Origin of the sequence: Burkholderia sp. BE12 (assembly GCF_002959955.1) — a bacterium.
Lineage (GTDB): Bacteria > Pseudomonadota > Gammaproteobacteria > Burkholderiales > Burkholderiaceae > Burkholderia.
In genome coordinates this window covers 241752-261902 of the sequence record NZ_PREY01000005.1, presented here as the reverse complement: position 1 = coordinate 261902, position 20151 = coordinate 241752, and the positions used below count along the sequence as shown (strand labels likewise).

The following is a 20151-nucleotide window of genomic DNA, read 5'->3' as shown; positions in this document are numbered from 1 at the left end:
GATGTGATCGTTTCAAAGTGAGGACACACCGTGGCCAACAATCGTCAACAACAATGCACCACCGTCACTCCGTCGAATCGGCGGATCCTCCTGCATGCACCGCTGCTGTGCCTGCTCGTCGCGTCCGGCTCCTGCCTTGCCGGCGAAGGCGACGCGGACCCGCGCGGCACGAGCGAAATCGCCGGATCCCGCGGCGCGCCGGATGCGCTGCCACCCGACCTGCAGCCGATGGGCGCGGCGATGCAGGCCGCCCAGGGTTCGGCCGGGCAGCCCCCTCATGCGCCGACGCCGATCGCTCGGGCCTCGGATGCGTCGATGCAGATCGCACAAGGATCGAACCCGGCGATGCCGACCACGGTCGTCGTGGATCCCGATGCTCCGCAGCCGAGTGCCGCGGCGCCGGGGGCAACGTCGTCGAATGCACCTGCAGCGGTCACGCGTGCGTCGAACACACCGATGCTGCTTGCCCAGGCATTCGACACCTCGCCGCCCGATACGTCTGCGCCACGCGCGCGAAGGTCCGATGCACCGCAGCAGCTCGCCCAGACCGCGACCACTGCACCGCCGGCTACGCCCACGACGCCGACGCTCACCGCGCAGGCATCCGGCACGCCGATGCCGAATTCGCCCACACCCGCGACCGGGACGCCCGGCTCGCAACCGCCGTCGTCCCAGCAACCGACTTCACAGTCACCCGGTGCGCAACTCCCCGGTGAGCCGACCCAACGATCGCAGGGACCCGACGTCGAAGTACCGAACGCGCAGGCGCCGAATCTCCGCACGGCCGATGTCCCGACGGTGCGCAACGACGTGTTCGGCCTCGCGGCGAGCGGCGGCGCGGTCAAGGCGCTCGACGAAGCGAAGGCCCGGCCCGATGCCTTCTCCGCCGTCGACATCGCGCAACTGGAAGAACTGTCGATTCGCCAGCAGGTGCGCGGCGGACGCGACAAGTCGCGTTCGATGACGAGTGCGGACCGCTTCGACGGAATCGACAGCGCGCTGCATGCGGCCGACGACCTCGACAAGCGGATGCCGGCCACGCCGGAGTACACGCCGGTCCGCACCGCACTCGCGGGCGACCGGGTAGTCGCCCTCGCGGCACGCGGCGACATGAAAACGGCCGTCGCGACGTTCGAGACGATTCCGTCCAACGCGGAAATCTCGATCGACGCGCTGGCGGCCGTCGGCGACGCATACCTGTATCTGAGCGAACCGGCCAAGGCGAACGCCGTGTACGCCCGCGCGCTGCAGCAAGCCACCGCGTCGCCGACCGATCGCGCGACCCGCGGCTTCCAGTACGGCTCCCGCACGCGTCCGATCGAACTGCAGGAAGGATTGTTCTGGTCGTACGTCGACCAGAGCCGCGCGGCGCAAGCGAAGCAGGTGCTCGACGAGATGGAGAAGTCGCTGCCGCCGGCCAAGCAAGTGACCAACGTCGGTCCGGGAGAAAGCGACTACCTGCGCTACTACCGGCTGCGTGCGCAGTACCTGATCTTCACGGGTCACGTCAACGAAGGGATCACCGCGCTCGAGCAGCTCGAGAAACAGGTACCGTTCAACGCGGAGATCCGCGCCGCGCACGCCGACGCGGTGTCGGGCCAGTCACATCCGCGCCAGGCGATCTCGATGTATCGCGCGTCGCTGACCGATCACCCGGACAGCGTCGAGATGCTCGCGGGCCTCGGTCGCGCGTCGCTCACCTCGGACGACTACGCGACCGCGAAGACCGTCGATCAGACGCTGGGCAACACGTTCCCCGATAGCGGCGCCGTGCGCGGCTTCAAACGCGACTACAACGCATACCGCAGCCCGGTGTTCACGACCGACCTGAGCTTCGAGCACGGCAACAGCGCACTGGCCGACAACAGCTTCACGTCGGACAGCTATGTGTATTCGCAACCGTTCGGCGACAACTGGCGCGTGTTTTCGCACACGTTCTACGGTTTCGCGCAGACCGACGGCGGCCACCTCAGCCGCACGCGCACGGGCATCGGCGGCGACTACCGGCATGGGCCGCTCACCGTGCTGGGCGAAGTCACGCGCTCGATGGGCTCGGACGGCCGAACCGGCGGCCGCGGGACGATCGCGTACGCGCTGAACGACTACTGGACGGTCAGCGCCGGGCTCGACACCAACGACAACTCGCTGCCGTGGAAGGCGTATGCCGCGCACATCTGGGGCCGCTCCGCGAACGTCGAGGTCGTGTATCGCCAGAACGACCGACGCGAGGTCAAGCTGAGCTACGGCGTGAGCCGCTACAGCGATTCGAACCTGCACCAGGAGATCGCGGCGACCGCCACGCAGCGCGTGTACACGTCCGCGAACCAGCTCGTGAACGTGTCGCTGAATCTCGGTACCGACAGCAACACGCGCCACGACGCGCCCTACTTCAGCCCCGGTCGCGATTACGCGGCCGCCGCGACCGTCATGCATCAGTTGACGCTGTGGAAGAAGGGCGACATGGGGCTGCAACAGCGCGTGTCGGTGTCCGGCGGCGTGTACAACGAGCGCGGCTTCGGCACCAGCCCGCTGTGGAGCGCGCGCCTCGAGCACGCGTGGACGTTCAAGCACGACATCACGCTGAGCTACGGCGTCGAGATCAGCAGCCACGCGTACGACGGCCAGCGCGAGCGCTCCGAAACCGGCTTCCTGTCGCTCAACCTGCCGTTTTAGCAAGGAGCTCTGAATGCAAACCAGACGGACCTTCATGTGCGGATGCCTCGGCACGTTTGCCGCCTGTTCGCTATTCCCGGGCGTGACCAACGCCCGGATGATCGACCTGCTGCCGCCGTCCGATCCGGCCGACGGCAAGACGTTTCGCGTGATCTGCATGCACGACGTGCGCGACAACCTGATGGCGTCGTTTTCGTCGCCGACGGCGATAGTCGATCCGTTCGCGGTCGATACCGGCACGCTGACCGCGATCTTCTCGTGGCTGCAGACCAACAACTACCACACCATCACGGTCAAGCAGATCGAGGAGTCGCGCCACGGCGGCAAGCCGCTGCCGCCGCGCTCGGTGCTGCTCACGTTCGACGACGGCTTCCGCAGCCACTACACGAAAGTGCTGCCGCTGCTCGAGCGCTTCAAGTATCCGGCCGTGATGGGCCTCGTCACCGCGTGGATCGACACACCGGCGGATACGCCGATCCGCATCAGCGACAAGGTTCAGGTGCCGCGCGACTACTTCCTGTCATGGGACGAGGTGAAGAAGCTCGGCCAGTCGGAATTCGTCGAACTCGGCTGCCACACTCACAACCTCCATCATGGCGCGATCGCGAATCCGCAAGGCAACGAATTGCCGGCGACCACGTCGCATCTCTACCTGCAAGACCAGAAACGCTATGAAACCGACGCCGAATTCCATGCACGCGTGCACGACGACCTGCAGACTTGCGTGCGGCAGATCCGCGAACGCACCGGTCTCGTCGCACGCTCGATGGTGTGGCCATACGGCGCGGAAAACCAGCCCGTGCGCCAGATATCGACATCGCTCGGCATGGACATCCAGTTCAGCCTCGATGCCGGCCCGAATACGCCGGACGTGCCGCTCGACCGGCTGAGACGGATCCTGATGATGTACGACGTCGATATCGGCGGGTTCGAGCGCTCGATGCGCGAGCCGGCGTCCAATCGCGGCGACGTCGACGTGCCCGAGCGCACCGTGCAGGTGGATCTCGACCAGGTCTACGACCCCGATCCCGCGCGGCAGGAAGCGAATCTCGGCAAGCTGATCGAGCGCATCTACCGGATGCAGCCGAAATCGGTGTACCTGCAGGCGTATGCGGACCCGAAGGGGACGGGCGTGGCCGAAGCGGTGTACTTCCCGAACCGGCACCTGCCGATGCGCTCCGACCTGTTCTCGCGTGCCGCGTGGCAGCTCAATACGCGCTCCAACGTGCAGGTGTACGCATGGATGCCGGTGCTCGCGTTCCGGCCGCCGGCCGACAAGCAGCGCGCGCTCGAGGCCGTCAGCGCATACGGCGGCGCGCCGGCGCGCGAGAACGGCACGCGCGTGTTCCGGCTGAGCCCGTTCGACCCCGATGCGCGGCTGATGATCCAGCAGATCTACGAGGATCTCAGCAAGCACGCGTCGTTCAGCGGCATCCTGTTCAGCGACGACGCCGTGCTCGACGACTACGAGGATGCGGGCCGGCATGCGCTGCGCACCTATTCGCAATGGGGGCTGCCGGCCGACGTCGGCAAGATCCGCGAGAGTCCCGACCTGATGAAGCGCTGGACGCGGCAGAAGACGCGCTACCTGATCGACATGACGCGGCAGCTCGCCCAGATCGTGCTGGCCCACCAGAACGTCGGCGACGTGCTGACCGCGCGCAACATCTTCGCGATGCCGGTGCTCAAGCCCGAATCGGAAGCGTGGTATGCACAGAACTACGACGATTTCCTCGCGGCCTACGACTACGTCGCGCTGATGGCGATGCCGTACATGGAGCAGGCGAAGGACCCGGAAGGCTGGCTGGACCAGCTCGTGAAGGCGGTGCGCACGAAGCAGCGCGGGCTGCAGCGCACCGTGTTCGAACTGCAGTCGTACGACTGGCACGCGCACAAGGACGTGCCGGCCAGCACGCTGCTTGCGCAGATGCGGCGGCTGCGCAGCGAGGGCGCCGTGAATTTCGGCTACTACCCCGACAACTTCCTGAACGGCCAGCCGGAGCTCGACGCGATGCGTGACGTGATGTCGCTGAAGTCGCGCCTCGACCCCACCTCGATCAACGCGCTGATGCAGATGCAGCAATCGCCGGGAACCAAGACGCCATGAACACCCACAGCCTCATCCAGCGCCTGCAGGATTTCGTCTTCTACTATCCGTTCTTCATGTCGTATCTGTGGATGATCGGCGGTGTCGTGCACTACTTCCTGCTCGAGGAGGGCCGCGAGCTGTCGATGCGCACGATCGCGTCGAGCGGCATCCCGAAGGTCTCGATCGTCGTGCCCTGCTTCAACGAAGCCGCGAACGCGCGCAGCGTGATCACCCATCTGAACGGGATGCAGTATCCGAACTACGACATCATCGCGGTCAACGACGGCAGCAAGGATCGCACCGGCGACATCCTCAACGAGCTGGCCGTCGAGATCCCCAGGCTGCTCGTGATCCATCATGCGCGCAACGAGGGCAAGGCGGTCGGTCTCACGACCGCGGCCGCGGTATCCAACGCGGAATACCTGCTGTGCATCGACGGCGACGCGCTGCTCGCGCACGACGCGATCGGCTGGATGCTCGAGCACTTCCTGACCGATCCGGGCGTCGGCGCGGTGACCGGCAACCCGCGCATCCGCACGCGCACGTCGCTGCTCGGCCGCATGCAGGTCGGCGAATTCTCGTCGATCGTGGGGCTGATCAAGCGCACGCAGCAGGTGTACGGCCGCATCTTCACGGTGTCGGGCGTGATCACGATGTTCCGCAAGACCGCGCTCGCCGACGTCGGCTACTGGAGCTCGGACATGCTGACCGAGGACATCGACATCAGCTGGAAGCTGCAGTGCCGCGACTGGCGCGTCGTGTACGAGCCGCACGCGCTCAGCTGGATCCTGATGCCCGAGACGATCAAGGGGCTCTACCGGCAGCGGCTGCGCTGGTCCAAGGGCGGCATCCAGGTGCTGCTCAAGTACGCGGGCACGTTGATGCGGCCCACGCAGATGATGATGTGGCCGCTGTTCGCCGAATACCTGATCGGCATCGCGTGGGCGTATTCGATGTCGTTCATCCTGCTGCTCGCGCTGATCGACGTCGTCTACCCGCTTCCGCCGAACTGGCATGTGTCCGTGGTGCCGCACTGGCACGGGATGCTGCTGGTCGCGACCTGCATCCTGCAACTGATCATCGGCAGCATGATCGATCGTCAATACGACGAGAAACTCCTGATGTACTTCCTTGACACCATCTGGTACCCCGTCGCGTTCTGGCTGATCAGCATGATCACCACCGTCGTCGCCCTGCCCGCCGTCGTACTGCGGGGCCGCGGCAAACGCGCCGTTTGGGTCAGTCCCGACCGAGGCATTCAACATGAAGAACGCGCCGATTATTGACCTTTCCCTGCGCGCACCGCGCGACATGATCGCCGAACGCGGCGGTATCGTCGGGCCCGTGCTCGTCGCGTGGTTCCGCCTCGTGCGGCCCGCGCTGGTCGGGGGTGTATGGGCATCGATCTGCATCTACACGTACCGCTATCTGTTGCCGTTCAACGAGGCCGAGATGCCGATCGAGCAGATCGTGTTCTACGTGACGAGCATCGCGCTGATCGCCGGCACGATCGTCATGTGGCTGATCGCGGGACGCGTCGTGCATCCATTCGCGTACCGGTTGCGCGTGTCGAAGATGCTGCGGCGCTCGGCCAGCGTGAAGGTGCGCTCGGTGCCGCCGAACGCCGTCGCGAGCGCACGCCGGCGCGGCGCGCGGCGCACGACGCGCATTCTCGTCGCGTCGCACGATGCGAACGGGTCGATTTCGGGCATCGAATGGGTCGCGCACGCCGGGCCGCAGCCCCGCGAATGAATCGCCGAAGACGTGCCGCGCCGCACGCGACGCTTGGCCGCGCGGCGTGGCACCGCTTCTGACATCGAGCTGCCGCGCGTCGCGCGCCAGCCAGCAACTTCCTGGAGACGAGGTGAATCATGTGCGGAATCGTCGGAGCAAGCGGCCTGAACAATCAGGTGCCGCAACTGGTCAATGCGTTGAGCCGGCTCGAATATCGCGGCTACGATTCGTGCGGCATCGCCGTGCAGGGTGATGGCCGCCTGCGCAGCGAACGCACGCTGCGACGCGTGACGGACCTGCAGGATCGCGTGCTGACGCTCGGTCTCGAAGCGCAGACCTGCATCGCGCATACGCGCTGGGCGACGCACGGCGCGCCGTCGGAAATGAACGCGCACCCGATCATGTCGGGCGACACGATCGCCGTCGTGCACAACGGGATCATCGAGAACCACGATACGTTGCGCGCCGAGCTGCGCGAACGCGGCTATACGTTTCGCGGGCAGACCGACACGGAGGTCATCGCGCACCTGATCCACAGTCTCTATCGCGACGACCTGTTCGACGCGGTGGTGCGCGCCGTCAAACGGCTGCACGGCGCGTACGCGATCGCGGTGCTCGGCGCGCGCGAGCCGCAGCGCCTCGTCGCCGCGCGCGCCGGCTCGCCGCTTGTGATCGGCATCGGCGCCAAGCAGAACTACCTCGCGTCCGACTGCGCGGCGCTCGGCGACCTGACCGACCGCTTCGTGTACCTGGAGGACGGCGACGTCGCGCTGATCACGCCGGAGCGCATCGCCGTGGTCGATGCGGGCGGACAGGAAGCGCGTCGCCCGTTGTGCGAAGTGAAGGCGCGCGCGGACGACGCCGCGCTCGGCCCGTACCAGCACTTCATGCAGAAGGAAATCTTCGAGCAGCCGAAGGCGATCGCCAGCACGCTCGACGGCATCGACACGATCTCGCCGGCGCTGTTCGACGCGACGGAAGGCACGCACGCGCAGCTGTCGCGGGTGAGAAGCGTGCTGCTGCTCGGCTGCGGCACCAGTTACTACGCGGGCCTGACCGCGAAGTACTGGCTCGAAAGCATCGCGGGCGTGCCCGCCCAGGTCGAGATCGCCAGCGAATTCCGTTATCGCGACACGGTGGCCGATCCGCGCACGCTCGTCGTCGGCATCTCGCAGTCGGGCGAAACGGCCGACACCATCGGCGCGATCGAGCAGGCACGCGCGATGGGCCAGGACCTGTCGATGGCGATCTGCAACGTCGCGACCAGCACGATCGCGCGCAACGCGCCGCTGCGGTTCCTGACGCGGGCCGGCACCGAGCTCGGCGTCGCGTCGACCAAGGCGTTCACCACGCAGCTCGTCGCGCTGTTCGTGCTGACGCTGACGCTCGCGCAACTGCGCGGCCGGCTCGATGCCGCGCAAGTCGCGACGCACCTGAAGCAGTTGCACGCGCTGCCCGATCGCATCGGCCACGCGCTCGCGCTGGAAACGCAGATCATGGGCTGGGCCGCGAAGTTCGCGCGCACCGAGAACGCGCTGTTCCTCGGGCGCGGCATCCATTTCCCGATCGCGATGGAGGGCGCGCTGAAGCTCAAGGAAGTGTCGTACATCCACGCGGAAGGCTATGCGGCCGGCGAGCTGAAGCACGGGCCGCTCGCACTCGTCACGAGCGCGATGCCGGTGGTCACGATCGCGCCGGACGATCGCCTGTTCCAGAAGCTGAAATCCAACATGGCCGAGGTGCGTGCGCGCGGCGGCCGGCTCTACGTGCTGGCCGGCAATCAGCTCGAAATCGACGCCGACCGCGACACGCACCTGATCCGCGTGCGCGAATCGGGCGACCTGCTGTCGCCGATCGTCAACGTGATTCCGCTGCAACTGCTCGCGTATCACGTCGGCTGCGCGCGCGGCGCCGACGTCGACAAGCCGCGCAACCTCGCGAAATCGGTGACCGTCGAATGAGGCGGCGAACGCGCCCGATACGGGCGGTCATGCGGCTGGCCGCGGCCGCGCTCTGCGGCGCGGGCGGCCTCGGCGCGCCGCCGCCGGCCCTCGCCGGCGCGCCGGCCGTGCATACGGTCACCGTGTCGAGCGCCCCGTCGTCGCCGCAGGACACCGGCGACCCGCGGCGCTTCATGCACGGCATCGGCGTGGCCGACGCCGGCGACGGCAAACGCTGGGTGTTCTTCAGCAGCTCGGGCGTCGCGCCGCGCGGTGCGCTGCGCAGCGGCAACTGGCCGCACGACGTGTACGTCGGCGAATGGCAGCCCGACAAGCCGCGCGTGCTGCACGTGCGCACGTTCATCAGCCGCCCCGAGGCGCAGGAACCCGTATCGATCGCGCAGAACGCGCACGGCGACATCTTCGTCACGTTCGAGGACGGCTGGGACACGCCGCAGGAAGTCAGCCAGCGCTACGGCGTCTACCGCCGCGACCTGAAGCCGATCAAGCCTTACCCGAACGACGTCGAATCGGGCGGCCATTCGGGGCATGTCGCGACGGTCGGCGACCGTTTCGTCGTGTTTTATTCGGCCGACTGGGTCGACGGCGGCGGCGTCGACAACCTCGGCAGCGGCAACGGCGTCTACCTGAAAACCTACGACGCGGCCGGGCGCGTGCTGAACCATGTCGCGGTCGCGCCGCACCGCCGCGAGTGGTGGCCCGTGATCGCGGGCTCGCCGCGCAACGCGCTGCTCGTGTGGCAGAAGTTCATCGAAGGCAGCACGGACGCAACGCTCGAATACGCGATGTTCGATCCGGTCACCGCGAAGCTGGAGAAACTCGGATCGCTGAACGACGCAGTCCAGTACTACGTGTATTCAACCGCCTATGTGCCGGAGATCGACCGTTTCATCGTCGTCACGACGACAGCGGACGATCGCGGCGTCGCGATGCTGATCGCCCCGGACGGCCGCCGCACGGCCACGCTCGATTGCCTGCCCGCTTCGGTGCGCGAATCGGGCATCGGCGTCGCCGGCACGCACGCGTACGTGCCGACCCGCGACGGGCGGCTGCTGACGCTCGCGCTTGCGCCGGCGGAAATTGCGGTGAGCGGCGTGCAGCGCTCGCCGATTCCGTGGGGCTCGACCGGCATCGCCGGTTTCCCGGCGCGAGGCACGGCGATGCATTTCGTATCGCTGACGCCGTCGGGGGTACGCGAAGCCGATTTCGAACCGGAGCAACGCACGCCGATATCGAAGAACGAAGTGTCGTGTTCGAGTCACTGATGGCGGTCCGGTAACGCAACGTCGCGAACGCGGGCAGACCGCGTGTCGCCATCGCCCCCCGCCTTCCCTGGTCCGAAACGCGTTACGCCAACACCGCGCTCATTCAGCCGCCAGGTAGCCGGGCGCGCTGTTGCGGGCCTGTTCGAGCATGACCGCCGCGCCTTCGCGCGCCGAATTCGCCAGCGCCGCCCGTACCGGATAGACTGTCGCCCGATTCCTTCCATCGGCCGCGGCGTCCCGCCTCCTGCCGCCGCCGGAACGCCCCTTCCCGGAGAACGAATGCTGAAGCGCCAGTGGTTTTCGCTCGTGCTGCTGACGGTTTGCCTGCTCGGGCAACGCGCGTCGGCCCAGTCCATGCTCGAACTCGACACCGACGGCACGGCCCGCGCCCTCACCCGACAGACGCTGCTCGCCCGGACGGACGCGACCGACATCCACGTGCCGCGCGACATCGCGTACGGCCGGCCGATGACGTTCCGCGCGGTGCCGTTCGCCGCGCTGCTCGGCGACACGCCGCTGCCGGCCGACGGCGTGCTCGAAACGCGCGCGGCCGACGGTTTCGCCGCGCAACTGCCGCTCGATCTCGTGCGCCGCCGCGCACCGGCCGGCGCGATCCCGTGGCTCGCGATCGAGGATCCGGCCCATCCGTGGCCGAAGCTGCCCGGCAAGCAGGTCAGCGCGGGGCCGTTCTATCTCGTCTGGCTCGGGCCGGACGCGTCGTCGGTACGCGGCGAGCAGTGGCCCTACCAGATCGTGCGCATCACGATCGAATCGTCGCCGCTCGCGCGCTGGCCGTCGCTCGCCGTCGATGCCGCGTTGCCCGCGAACGACCCGGCCCGCGCGGGCCAGCACCTGTTCGTCACGCAATGTCTCGCGTGTCACCGCATCGACGGCGCGGGCAGCAGCCAGGCCGGCCCGGATCTAAACGCGCCGATGAACCCGGTCGACTACTTCCAGCCCGCCGCGTTGCGCCGCTACATCCGCAACCCTGCGTCGGTGCGCGACTGGCCGGGCCGCCGCATGCCGGCGTTTCCGCCCGATCAGTTGAGCGACCGGGAGCTTGACGAGATCGTCGCGTATCTCGCGTACATGGCGCGCCGCAAGGCCGGCAAGTAAGCCGCGCGCCGGTTACCCGCCCGTCGCGCTTACGCTTCCTGCGCACTCTGCAGCACCGCGCGCAACAGCACGTCGGCGCCTGCCGTCGCCCATTCCGGCGTAATCGCTTCGGCCTCGTTGTGGCTCAGCCCGTCGACGCACGGCACGAAGATCATGCCGGTCGGCGCGACACGCGCGACATAGCACGCGTCATGGCCCGCGCCGGACACGATGTCCATGTGCGGCAGCCCGAGCGCGCGGGCCGCGTCTCGCACCGTGTCGATGCAGCGCGGCGCGAACGGTATCGGCGCATACGTGAAAATCTGCTCGATCCGCGCGCCGAGGCCGGTTTCGTCGGCCACACGTGCGAGTTCCGCGCGCAGCGCCGCGTCCAGTTCGTCGAGTACCGCATCGTCGGGGTGACGGAATTCGACCGTGAAAAAGCAGCCTCCCGGCACCGTGTTGCGCGAATTCGGCCGCGCGTCGATCATCCCGACCGTTGCGCGCGCATCCGGTGCGTAACGGCGGCCGAGCACTTCGACGAACGAGATCATCCGCGCCGCGCCGACCAGCGCGTCGCGACGGAACGCCATCGGCGTCGTGCCCGCGTGCGCGTCGACACCGGTGAGCGTCACCTCGTACCAGCGCTGCCCCTGCCCGGCCGTCACGACGCCGATCGTCTTGCCGGCCCGCTCGAGAATCGCGCCCTGCTCGATATGCAGTTCGTACGCCGCGTGCACCGGATAGCCGCCGACCGGCTCCGCGCCCGCGTAGCCGATCCGTTCGAGCTCCTCGCCGATCGTGCGGCCTGCGCCGTCGGTGCGCGACAGGCCATATTCGAGCGTGTAGACGCCCGAGAACACGCCGGCCGACACCATCGCCGGCGCGAAGCGCGATCCTTCCTCGTTGGTCCAGATCACGACGTCGATCGGGCGCTCGGTCTCGATCCCGGCGTCGTTCAGCGCGCGCACGACCTCGAGCCCGCCGAGCACGCCGTAGATGCCGTCGTAGCGGCCGCCGGTCGGCTGCGAATCGGCGTGCGAGCCCGTCATCACCGGTGCGGCGCCGGGATTGCGGCCCGCGCGGCGCGCGAACACGTTGCCCATCCGATCGACGCGCACCGTGCAGCCGGCGTCGCGCGCCCACTGCACGAACAGGTCGCGCGACTCGCGGTCGAGATCGGTCAGCGCGAGACGGCAGACGCCGCCCTTCGGCGTCGCGCCGATCCGCGCCATCCGTTCGAGCGACGCCCACAGGCGGTCGCCGTCGACGCGCGGCATGGTCATGGTGGTGTCATGCATCGCCGTTCTCCGGCACGCCTTGCAGCGCATAGCGGAAGTCGCAGCGCTTGCCGCCCTGCATGATCGTGCTCGTGCGCGTGAGCGCGATGTCCGGCGCATAGCCCTGGATGAAATAGCTGTCGCGCGCGCAGCTCAGCAGGTGCCCGATCTCGCCGAGCCCCATCGCGTGATACATCTCCGCGTAGCTGCAACGATGCACGTCGTAGTCGTAGTGCGCGTCGTCCGCGCGCCGCACCTCGACGTCGAGCGCATCGTCCTTCTCCCACAGCACCTGCAGCGCGATGAACGACTTCACGCTCGTACCGCCCGGCTCCTGCGCGGCGAACGTGCGGCCCGCGTCGACGGCCGCGCCGCGCACGGCCTCGGCGATCACGGCCTGCGCGCGCTCGGCGCCGAATTCGCGCTTCATGATCTCGTAGATCGGCTTGATGATTTCCGCTTCGATGCGGCGCCGCGCGAGGATGCCGAGGCGCGTGTCCTCGGGTGCGGCGGCGGATGTCTGGTTCGCTTCGGTCATGGGGATCGTCTTTATCGTTTACTTGGTTGCGGTGCGCGAGCCGCCGAGCACGTCGACGACGGCCCACTTGCCGCCGCGCACCTGGTAGATCGTGAAGGCCGGGTCCTTCAGGTTGCCTTCGCCGTCGAACGCGATGCGTCCCGTCACGCCGGGCCGCTCGATCGCGCGCACGGCCGCGACCAGCTTCGCCGGCTGGGTCGTGCCGGCCTTCTGCGCGGCCGCGATCAGCGTGGCGGCGGCGTCGTACGCGAAGGGCGCATGCAGTTCGATCGGCGCGTGAAAGCGTGCCCGGTATTGCGTGTCGAACGCCTTGCCGCCCGGCATCCGGTCGAGCGGCAGGCCCGGCTCGAGCGCCGTCACGCCGTCGCCGTCCTTGCCGGCGAGCGACAGGAAGGTCTGGCTCACGAAGCCGCCCGCGCCGAGCAGCGGCGCGTTCACGCCGAGCTGGCGCATCCGGCGCGCGATCGGCGCGGCCTGCGCATCGAGGCCGCCGAAGAACACGAGATCCGCGCGCTTGCCCTTGATCGCGGTCAGCACGCCGCTGAAGTCGGTCGTCTTGTCGTTCACGTACTGGCGATCGACGATCGTGCCGCCGTTCGCCTGCACGCCCTTGATGAACTGGTCGGCCAGCCCCGCGCCGAACGACGTGCGATCGTCGATCACCGCGATGCGCTTCGCGTTCAGCGTCTTCACCGCGTACGCACCGGTGAAGTTACCGCCCGCATCGTCGTGCCCCATGATGCGGAACGCCGTCGGATAGCCCTGCTGCGTGTATTGATGGCCGGTGGAAGCCGGGGCGATCTGCGGGATGCCCGCATCGCGGTACACGCGCGACGCCGGCACGCTGCAGCCCGTGTTCCAGTGACCGACGACGCCGATCACGTGCTGATCGACAAGCTGCTGCGCGACCGCGACGGCCGTGCGCGGGTCGGACTGGTCGTCGGCCGCGACGAGCTTGTAGACGACCGGCTTGCCGCCGATGGTCGGATGCTTCGCATTCGCGTCGTCGATCGCGAGTTGCGCGCCGTTCTGCAGATCCTTGCCGATCCGCGCGGACGGGCCGGTGAGCGGCGCGGCGAGACCGATCAGGACCGTCTGCGGCGCGGACTGTGCGAACGCGGGAACGGAGGCGACCAGGGTGGCCGCCGAGAAAGCGAGACTGGCGGAAAGAAAAGCGATTTTCATGTGCGGGGATCGGGAGTCGAATCAAAACATGAAAAATATTAAATATTCAGCACCCAAACCCCAAATACCCAATCGTTGGATGCTTATATCGTTCCTGACAGATTAGCGTACATCACTGTAAATGCAGGATATTTTCATGTTGTCGCTTACCCTGACTTTTCGATAAAATTCGATACATGAAAAATATCGAACAATTGCCGCACGATCCGCCGCTGCGCGCGGTGCGTGCGTTCGAAGCATTCGCGCGCCTCGGCTCGGTCACCGCGGCGGCGGGCGAACTCGACATCACGCCGTCGGCGGTCAGCCACCAGCTGCAACTGCTCGAAGCGTTCATCCAGACGCCGCTGACGGTGCGCGAGGGCCGGCTGCTCGCACTCACCGACGAAGGACGCGACTACTACCGCTCCATCAGCGCCGCGTTCTCGGTGCTGCGCAGCGCGACGCGCTTCGTGCGCGACCGTTCGTCGCTGCGGCAGATCACCGTCAGCCTGATTCCGCTGCTCGGCATCGGCTGGTTCATTCCGCGGCTCCACGCGTTCCTGGCCGACAACACGGACGTCGACGTGACCGTGCTGTACGCGCATCACCGCAACTACCGAAGCGATGCGTCGGACCTGTCGATCCGCTTCGGCACCGGCGACTGGCCCGGCTACCGCTGCGAGCGGCTGCTGCCGGGCGCGATGGTGCCGATGTGCAGTCCATCGTTCCTGAAGCGCCACGGGCCGTTCCGCACGCCGGCCGATCTCGCGCGCGCGCCGCTCGTGCACGACGAGGATCGCAGCACATGGGTCAACTGGCTGCAGGGCGCCGGCGTGCGGCACGTGTCGCACGCGGTGGGGCCGATGTTCGAGGATGGCCAGCTCACGCTGAGCGCCGCGCGCGCGGATCTGGGCGCCGCGCTGCTGCGCGCGCCGCTGGTCGAGCGCGAGCTGGCGAACGGCGAGCTCGTGAAGCTGTTCGATCATGTGCTCGACGACGGGCGCGACTACTACCTGTGCACGCGCGACGACGCGGACATGCCGGACGGCGCGCGGCGGCTCGCGGCGTGGTTGCGGAAGATGGCGGGGATTTGAGCGGGCCGGGCCGCCGCTACGCTGTCGGCCTGCTTATCAGGAAATGCCGCGACCTTGCCCTTCCTCTGCCGGATAGCCAGGATGGGCGTGTCACCTAACGGAGGTTGCAATGACCAGAGTTCCCATCGATCTGTCGGATGACCAGCACGCGGCGCTGACCAGCATCGCGGCGATCAATGGCAGTTCCCCGGCCGAGATCATCCGCGATGCAATCGATGCGTATATCGCCCAGCACGCGGTGACACTCGCTGACGATGTGTTCGGTCTATGGAAGGGCCGCGCGGTCGTCGATCTGGACAGATTGCGCTCGGAATGGTGAAAAGCCCACCCAATCAAGGGCCGGAAGCAGATAGGAATTTCCGATGCCCCGGATTGAAACAAGCAATTTCACAACTTCAGGGTGAACCCGGATACTGGCAACACTCCACTCACCACTGAAGCAAAGGAAATCACCAGATGCCGATCATCAACACCCAAATCAAGCCGTTCAAGGCAACCGCTTACCACAACGGCGATTTCGTGACCGTGTCTGACGAGAACTTCAAGGGCAAGTGGTCCGTCGTCGTGTTCTACCCGGCCGACTTCACGTTCGTCTGCCCGACCGAACTGGGCGACCTCGCCGACCGTTACGCGGAATTCCAGAAGCTGGGTGTCGAAATCTACGGCGTGTCGACCGACACGCACTTCACGCACAAGGCATGGCACGACACGTCGGACACGATCGGCAAGATCAAGTACCCGATGATCGGCGATCCGACGCTCACGCTGTCGCGCAACTTCGACGTGCTGATCGAGGAAGAAGGGATGGCGCTGCGCGGCACGTTCGTGATCAACCCGGAAGGCGAGATCAAGCTGTGCGAAATCCACGACAACGGCATCGGCCGCGACGCGGGCGAACTGCTGCGCAAGGTGCAGGCGGCGCAATACATCGCGGCGCACCCGGGTGAAGTGTGCCCGGCCAAGTGGACGCCGGGCGCGGAAACGCTGACCCCGTCGCTGGACCTGATCGGCAAGATCTGACGATCGCTGCGCGCGCCTCGTGCGAGGCGCGCGACGGCGGGCCGCCGCATCGCGCGGCCCGCGCCCTCCTCCGGCACGACGTGCCCGACCATGATTATCAATACGGAATCCGAAACGCCATGCTCGACGCCAATCTCAAGACTCAACTGAAAGCGTACCTCGAAAAGATCACGCGCCCGATCGAACTCGTCGCCTCGCTCGACGACAGCGCGAAATCGCAGGAACTGCATGCGCTGCTGAACGAGATTGCGTCGCTGACGGATCGCGTGACCGTAACCGAACGCCGCGACGACGCCGAGCGCAAGCCGTCGTTCTCGATCGGCGAGCCCGGCAAGCCGGCCGGCATCCGCTTCGCCGGCATCCCGATGGGCCATGAATTCACGTCGCTCGTGCTCGCGCTGCTGCAGACGGGCGGCCATCCGATCAAGCTCGACGACGACGTGATCGAACAGATTCGCGCGCTCGACGGCGACTACGCATTCGAGACGTATTTCTCGCTGTCGTGCCAAAACTGCCCGGAAGTCGTGCAGGCGCTGAACGTGATGTCGCTGATCAACCCGCGCATCCGCCACGTCGCGATCGACGGCGCGCTGTTCCAGGATGAAGTCGAGTCGCGCCAGATCATGGCCGTGCCGACGATGTTCCTGAACGGCGCATCGTTCGGCCAGGGCCGCAGCAGCGTGAAGGAAATCCTCGCGAAGCTCGATACGGGCGCCGGCGAGCGCGCGGCGAAATCGCTCGAAAACAAGCCGGTGTTCGACACGCTGATCGTCGGCGGCGGCCCGGCAGGCGCAGCCGCGGCAATCTACTCGGCGCGCAAGGGTATCGCGACGGGTGTGGTCGCCGAGCGTTTCGGCGGCCAGGTGCTCGATACGATGGCGATCGAAAACTTCGTGTCGGTGCAGGAAACCGAAGGGCCGAAGTTCGCGACCGCGCTCGAGCAGCACGTGAAGCAGTACGACGTCGACATCATGGACGTGCAGCGCGCCGACGCGCTGATTCCGGGCAACGTGCACCAGATCCGCCTCGCGAACGGCGCGGTGCTGAAGGCGAAGACGATCATCCTGGCGACCGGCGCGCGCTGGCGCGAAATCAACGTGCCGGGCGAGCGCGAATACCGCAATCGCGGTGTCGCGTACTGCCCGCACTGCGACGGCCCGCTGTTCAAGGGCAAGCGCGTCGCGGTGGTCGGCGGCGGCAACTCGGGCGTCGAGGCCGCGATCGACCTCGCGGGCATCGTGAAGGAAGTCACGCTGATCGAATTCGGTGCGCAACTGCGCGCGGACGAAGTGCTGCAACGCAAGCTGCGCAGCCTGCCGAACGTGACGATCGTCACGCAGGCACAGACGATCGAGCTGACCGGCGACGGCAGCAAGCTGAACGGGCTCGTCTACAAGGATCTGCGCTCGGGCGAAACGCAGCGCATCGAGCTCGAAGGCGTGTTCGTGCAGATCGGCCTCGTGCCGAACACCGAATGGCTGAAGGGTACGGTCGAACTGTCGAAGCACGGCGAGATCGTCGTCGATGCGCGCGGTGCGACGTCGGTGCCGGGCGTGTTCGCGGCCGGCGACGTGACGACGGTGCCGTTCAAGCAGATCGTGATCGCGGTCGGCGAAGGTGCGAAGGCGTCACTCGGCGCGTTCGATCACCTGATCCGGCAGGACGTGACGCCGGTGGCAACCGCGCAGCCGCAGGCCGAAGAAGCGGTCGCCGCGTAACGCACGTCAGCCCGGCGACATCAAAGTTTGTCTCTCTTGGCCCCGCATGCCTTGGTCGGCGTGCGGGGTCCTTTTTATGCCGAGGCCGATCGCGATTACTTGGTCGCGGTCGGGCCGCCGTTCGCCGGCACGGGCGTCGTCGTCTTGATATGGCTCGACTCCCTGACCAGTTGCTCGGTCATCGCGGCGGCTACCGGATTCGCGCCGGACGACGCACTTCCCTGCCGGTACGAACCGACGCTCGCCGACGTCGACGGCATGGATGAGATCGGCGGCGGCGGCAACGACGGGTCGAGCTTCGCCGATTCCCTGACGAGCGCGGCCGTCTCCGGCGTTTCGGATTTTGTCGCGGTCTGCGCGGTCTGCGCGGCCGGGGCGGCGGCTGCGTGGCGTTCGAGGCCGTCGCGCTTGCGCGGCGCACGTTGCGTGACCTGCGCGGGCGCAACCGACTGAGCAGGCTTGGCGGCCGGCGCCGGCGCTGGCGGCGGCGCCGATGGGGTCGAATCCTGCGCATCAACCGTCACGACGGTAACCTTCGGCGGCGGTGCGGCCGGCTTCGCTACCGGTTGCGGCTTGTCGCTGACCGTCGGAACCGCCGGAGCCGGCGCAGGCGCGGCGCCGACGCGCGCGGTTGCTGCCGGCGCTGGCGTGGGTGCGGGGGGAGGCGGCGCTGCAGCCGCCTGTTTCGGTGCCGTCGCGGCGGCCGGTGCCGGCGGCGCAATGGCGCCCTGCACCGCGTGATCGTTGCTCGCGGGCGCCGCGGCAACGGGCGCAGCTGTATCGCCGATGCCGGCGTCTTCGATCGCGCGATGGTCCGCGCGCAGGAGCATCACGTACGCAGTGCCGGCCGCGGCTACCAGGAGCCCGCCGGCGATCATCATGGTTTTACGGGTACTCGTCATGCTTGCTCACCGATCATATCGACGTGAACAAGCCATCATACGCGGCCATCGGCCGTTGATCCCGCAGGAATACATTTGGTTGCATTGACGTCGGCACGCGTCGGCAACGCGTTCGTCAGACGTATCGCCACCGCTGTTCCGGCACGATCAACCCACGGCCGTTACTCCGGAAACGGCAAATCGGTTTGCCCGTCCGCACGCATGCCGAACGTGTTCAGTGTCATCGCGACGAGCGCGTAATAGCCGAGCAGCGCAGCTCGCGATCCAGCCGAGGAGCGGCCCGTTCAGGTTGCCGCGCGGGCCGCCAAGGATGTCGGCAAGTACAGCCTTCTGTTCGTCGGTGGCCGACTCGGGATCGAAAGGAGGCAGTCTGTCCGGACTAACGGATTTCAAGGCGCCTCGCTACCGTCCGCTGATGTATGCAGCGAAGTTTTCTTGTGCATGGCGCATCAGACGAAATTGGTTTTTAGAACTTGTCTTATTGTGTGCGATTTGCGACGTATATAGCATCTGGAATTCGCAATACTGAGCTCCGATGACAAACGATCTAAAAAAATAGGGAGCTGAGAACGAGGAGCCGAATTTTCCAACACTCGCCTAAAAGAAAATATCCGTCATGCAACAGCTCCACAAAATCGTCCGGGGCCATGCCGCGTGCTTGATCTCGGCGGCCTTTCTGATGATCGCCGTGTCGATCTCGCCGAAAGCCCTCGCCGGACTCTCGACGGTCACGGCGTTCGGAGGCACTTAATCTGCCAAGTAACCTGGCAACGGGTACGGTGATCAGTCGCCACATGATTCCGCTGAGTCAAGTCCAATGCAACTCATCGCCGTGTCGCGTCTATGCGATATCGCTCTGGTCGAACGGGGGTTCAGCTTTGAGCTATGGACCGGACATCCAGACCAACGTATCGGGCATCTCCACTCGCCTGCTGGTCGATGGCAAGCCCGTCACCCGGTTGGACTACGTCACCGGCAACTACATCCCGCTCAACTCGTCACTCGAAGTAGAGCTGGTACGTGACGCCCGCCCGCTGTCCGCCGGAAGTCTCGCGGGCCAACAAGGCGGCAACCCATCCTATTTCTATATGTGCACGAACGGCATGGGCGCCGCGACAGGTTATTGTTCGAACAACCCCATGAGCACCGGGGTCGCCATCGCGCTGTCGGCTGATGTCAAGGTGATCCAGGGCAGTTGCACGGCGCCGAGCCAAAACGTCGCCCTGCCGAAGATGCCCATGGACAAACTCAAAGGCGTCGGGTCGACCGGCGACTTGTCCGGCACGCGGGAATTCGAGCTTCGCTTCAACAATTGTCCGCCAGGTTTCACGCGTGTCGGCTACACGCTCAACCCTGTCGGTGGCGTGGCTTCCACGCTCGCGGGCACGCTGCCGGTTCTGGCCGGCTCGACGGCGAAAGGCGTCGCGATCCAGATCACGGACTCGAAGGGCACGCCCGCGACGTTCGACAAATCGTTGCAACTCAACGCATATAGCTCGTCGAATGGCGGCTCGTACGCAATCCAGATGATTGCACGCTATATTCAAACCGGCGCGCTAGTCGCTCCCGGCACGACTGGCGGCATGATGTCCGTGTTGATAGATTACCAATAACTGCG

At 66.7% G+C, this 20151-nt stretch carries 17 protein-coding genes and 1 pseudogene; 13 read left to right on the top strand and 5 right to left on the bottom strand.

From position 1 onward, the window contains the following. The first annotated feature begins 30 nt into the window (after window positions 1-30). The 7 genes from pgaA (at window position 31) to C4B30_RS07890 (ending at window position 10838) form a co-directional block, all read left to right on the top strand. Window positions 31-2673, top strand: a complete 2643-nt coding sequence (gene pgaA / locus C4B30_RS07920; RefSeq protein ID WP_105132295.1) for a poly-beta-1,6 N-acetyl-D-glucosamine export porin PgaA — start codon at window positions 31-33, stop codon at window positions 2671-2673. A 13-nt stretch (window positions 2674-2686) separates the two neighbouring features. After that, window positions 2687-4780 carry a poly-beta-1,6-N-acetyl-D-glucosamine N-deacetylase PgaB gene (pgaB, locus tag C4B30_RS07915; RefSeq protein ID WP_105132294.1) on the top strand — a complete coding sequence of 698 codons (2094 nt, stop codon included), beginning with the start codon at window positions 2687-2689 and terminating at the stop codon, window positions 4778-4780. Then, on the top strand, window positions 4777-6048 hold the full coding sequence (gene pgaC / locus C4B30_RS07910) for a poly-beta-1,6-N-acetyl-D-glucosamine synthase (protein ID WP_027782773.1): 1272 nt from the start codon (window positions 4777-4779) through the stop codon (window positions 6046-6048). Before pgaB ends, pgaC begins: the two co-directional genes overlap by 4 nt. Further along, window positions 6026-6514 carry a biofilm PGA synthesis auxiliary protein PgaD gene (locus tag C4B30_RS07905; RefSeq protein WP_027782772.1) on the top strand — a complete coding sequence of 163 codons (489 nt, stop codon included), beginning with the start codon at window positions 6026-6028 and terminating at the stop codon, window positions 6512-6514. The genes pgaC and C4B30_RS07905 overlap by 23 nt, the downstream gene beginning before the upstream one ends. Before the next feature lie 119 nt (window positions 6515-6633). Further along, window positions 6634-8457, top strand: coding sequence for a glutamine--fructose-6-phosphate transaminase (isomerizing) (gene glmS / locus C4B30_RS07900; protein WP_089501586.1), 1824 nt, complete (start codon window positions 6634-6636; stop codon window positions 8455-8457). After that, window positions 8454-9722 carry a hypothetical protein gene (locus C4B30_RS07895; RefSeq protein WP_105132293.1) on the top strand — a complete coding sequence of 423 codons (1269 nt, stop codon included), beginning with the start codon at window positions 8454-8456 and terminating at the stop codon, window positions 9720-9722. The genes glmS and C4B30_RS07895 overlap by 4 nt, the downstream gene beginning before the upstream one ends. A 279-nt stretch (window positions 9723-10001) precedes the next feature. Continuing rightward, window positions 10002-10838: a c-type cytochrome gene (locus C4B30_RS07890; protein ID WP_105132292.1), complete on the top strand. Its 837-nt coding sequence runs from the start codon at window positions 10002-10004 to the stop codon at window positions 10836-10838. A gap of 29 nt (window positions 10839-10867) precedes the next feature. Here the strand turns inward: C4B30_RS07890 and C4B30_RS07885 are convergent, their stop codons facing one another. The 3 genes from C4B30_RS07885 to C4B30_RS07875 are packed head-to-tail and all read right to left on the bottom strand — an operon-like array spanning window position 10868 to window position 13820. Then, window positions 10868-12118 (bottom strand): Zn-dependent hydrolase, encoded by a 1251-nt coding sequence (locus tag C4B30_RS07885; RefSeq protein ID WP_234015415.1) that lies wholly within the window; start codon window positions 12116-12118, stop codon window positions 10868-10870. Continuing rightward, complete coding sequence (locus tag C4B30_RS07880) at window positions 12111-12635, bottom strand: L-2-amino-thiazoline-4-carboxylic acid hydrolase (RefSeq protein WP_105132291.1); 525 nt, start codon at window positions 12633-12635, stop codon at window positions 12111-12113. The genes C4B30_RS07885 and C4B30_RS07880 overlap by 8 nt, the downstream gene beginning before the upstream one ends. Before the next feature lie 18 nt (window positions 12636-12653). Then, the gene (locus C4B30_RS07875; protein ID WP_105132290.1) at window positions 12654-13820 is read right to left on the bottom strand and encodes a branched-chain amino acid ABC transporter substrate-binding protein; all 1167 of its coding nucleotides are present in this window, start codon (window positions 13818-13820) and stop codon (window positions 12654-12656) included. 176 nt (window positions 13821-13996) lie between these two features. Here C4B30_RS07875 and C4B30_RS07870 point away from each other — a divergent pair, with 176 nt between their 5' ends. The 4 genes from C4B30_RS07870 to ahpF all read left to right on the top strand — a co-directional run bounded on the left by C4B30_RS07870 (window position 13997) and on the right by ahpF (window position 17631). Continuing rightward, window positions 13997-14893, top strand: coding sequence for a LysR substrate-binding domain-containing protein (locus C4B30_RS07870; RefSeq protein ID WP_105132289.1), 897 nt, complete (start codon window positions 13997-13999; stop codon window positions 14891-14893). 109 nt (window positions 14894-15002) lie between these two features. Beyond that, complete coding sequence (locus C4B30_RS07865; protein ID WP_105132288.1) at window positions 15003-15212, top strand: CopG family transcriptional regulator; 210 nt, start codon at window positions 15003-15005, stop codon at window positions 15210-15212. Window positions 15213-15349: 137 nt separating this feature from the next. Beyond that, complete coding sequence (ahpC, locus tag C4B30_RS07860) at window positions 15350-15913, top strand: alkyl hydroperoxide reductase subunit C (RefSeq protein ID WP_027782763.1); 564 nt, start codon at window positions 15350-15352, stop codon at window positions 15911-15913. Window positions 15914-16032: 119 nt separating this feature from the next. After that, window positions 16033-17631, top strand: a complete 1599-nt coding sequence (gene ahpF, locus C4B30_RS07855; protein WP_105132287.1) for an alkyl hydroperoxide reductase subunit F — start codon at window positions 16033-16035, stop codon at window positions 17629-17631. Window positions 17632-17726: 95 nt separating this feature from the next. On the opposite strand, the gene C4B30_RS07850 is transcribed toward ahpF, so the two are convergent. Together C4B30_RS07850 and C4B30_RS36285 are read right to left on the bottom strand one after the other, a co-directional pair. Then, window positions 17727-18533 (bottom strand): extensin, encoded by an 807-nt coding sequence (locus C4B30_RS07850; RefSeq protein WP_105132286.1) that lies wholly within the window; start codon window positions 18531-18533, stop codon window positions 17727-17729. A 161-nt stretch (window positions 18534-18694) separates the two neighbouring features. Further along, window positions 18695-18787: pseudogene (locus C4B30_RS36285) on the bottom strand (carboxymuconolactone decarboxylase family protein); the annotation flags it as partial. A gap of 362 nt (window positions 18788-19149) precedes the next feature. Here C4B30_RS36285 and C4B30_RS36045 point away from each other — a divergent pair. After that, window positions 19150-19284, top strand: coding sequence for a hypothetical protein (locus C4B30_RS36045; RefSeq protein WP_267896569.1), 135 nt, complete (start codon window positions 19150-19152; stop codon window positions 19282-19284). Between the two features lie 127 nt (window positions 19285-19411). Next, a complete protein-coding gene (locus C4B30_RS07840; RefSeq protein ID WP_158683404.1) occupies window positions 19412-20146 on the top strand; it encodes a fimbrial protein in 735 nt (244 codons plus the stop codon). Window positions 20147-20151 lie beyond the last annotated feature (5 nt).